Annotated in this window: 4 protein-coding genes; all 4 read left to right on the top strand. The window is 65.9% G+C overall.

The window, feature by feature from the left end:
• The coding region (locus tag DM995_RS20030) for a chemotaxis protein CheB (protein WP_286164981.1) at positions 1-206 on the top strand (206 nt) is incomplete at its 5' end.
• Positions 200-748 (top strand): chemotaxis protein CheD, encoded by a 549-nt coding sequence (locus DM995_RS20025; RefSeq protein ID WP_116970819.1) that lies wholly within the window; start codon positions 200-202, stop codon positions 746-748. The genes DM995_RS20030 and DM995_RS20025, both read left to right, overlap by 7 nt.
• A gap of 16 nt (positions 749-764) precedes the next feature.
• Positions 765-1,130, top strand: coding sequence for a response regulator (locus DM995_RS20020; RefSeq protein ID WP_116970818.1), 366 nt, complete (start codon positions 765-767; stop codon positions 1,128-1,130).
• A 12-nt stretch (positions 1,131-1,142) separates the two neighbouring features.
• The coding region (locus DM995_RS20015; RefSeq protein WP_198669529.1) for a chemotaxis protein CheW at positions 1,143-1,394 on the top strand (252 nt) is incomplete at its 3' end.

Below are 1,394 nucleotides of genomic sequence, written 5' to 3'. Positions count from 1 at the left end.
TGGGGGTCGTCCTCACCGGCATGGGGGAGGACGGTGCCCGGGGGCTTTTGCAACTTCGTAACCTCAAGATGCGCACCATCGCGCAGGATGAGGCCAGCGCGCTGATCTATGGCATGCCCAAGGCAGCCGTCGATTGCGGCGCAGCAGAACAGGTCCTGCCGTTGGACAGGATCGCGCGGAGGATATTGGAGCTATGCCAATGCTGAACACGGCTGCACCCGCCCCGATGACCATCCGCCACAATGTGCTGCAGGGTGAATATGAGGTCTCGCGCGATCCGCATCTGGTGCTGACCACGGTTCTGGGAAGCTGCATTGCCTGCTGCCTGTTCGACCCGGTGGCAAAGATCGGCGGGATGAACCATTTCCTGCTCGCCTCACCGCCCAGTTCGCGCGACGGCCCGGGCGACGATGCGCGGCGCTATGGCCTGTATGCGATGGAGCTGCTGGTCAACGAGATGATCAAGCAGGGTGCCGTCAGGGCGACGATGCGCGCGCATCTTTACGGCGGTGCCAACATGCATAGCGGGATGCGCGCGATCGGCACCGAAAATGCGCGTTTTGCCGAGGAATTCCTGCGCGCTGACGGAATTCAGCTGGTCCGGTCCGATACCGGCGGCGTCCAGGCGCGGCGGCTCGACCTGCAGCCTGCCACCGGGCGGGTGCGCTGCCGGGCGGTGCAGGGCGATTTCCCGCAGACCCAGTCTGCGCGCCTGCCGGCGGCGACGGGCGATGTCGAACTGTTCTGATCGGGGGGGTGCGGAAATGACAAAGGCGATCCTGACCGTGGACGACAGCCCCAGCCTGCGACTGGTGCTGCGCGAGGCGCTCACCGACGCCGGTCACCGCGTGGTCGAGGCCGAGGACGGGATCGCCGCGCTCGAATGGCTCGCCAGCAACGAGCCGCAGCTCGTGATCACCGATATCACCATGCCCCGGCTCGATGGCCTTGCCCTGATCGAGCAACTGCGCCGCCGCGACGACATGCGCGATATTCCGATTCTGGTGCTGACCACCGAAAGCGCCCCCGAGAGCAAGGCCAAGGCGCGCGCTGCGGGGGCTACCGGATGGATTGCCAAGCCGTTCGATCCCGACAAGCTCAACTCGGCCATCCGCCGCGTCACCCATTGAGGCGAGAAAGTCATGCAGATCCAGCTCATCACCTTCGAGATCGATGCCAAGATGCTGGCCGTCGACATCATGGCCGTCCGCGAGATTCGCGCCTGGACGCCGACCACGCCGATCCCGAACGCGCCGCCCTTCGTCCGCGGCGTGGTCAACCTGCGCGGGCTGGTGCTGCCGGTGATCGACCTGTCCGAACGGCTGGGCTGGGGCAGGGTGGAGCCGTGCGAGCGCAATGTCATCATCGTTGTCGAGATTGCCGGGCAGCTGACG

Source organism: Blastomonas sp. UPD001, from assembly GCF_003426715.1.
In the GTDB taxonomy this organism is placed as follows: domain Bacteria; phylum Pseudomonadota; class Alphaproteobacteria; order Sphingomonadales; family Sphingomonadaceae; genus Blastomonas.
Note: the sequence above shows the minus strand (reverse complement) of the source record. Positions and strands in the feature narration are given on the sequence as shown.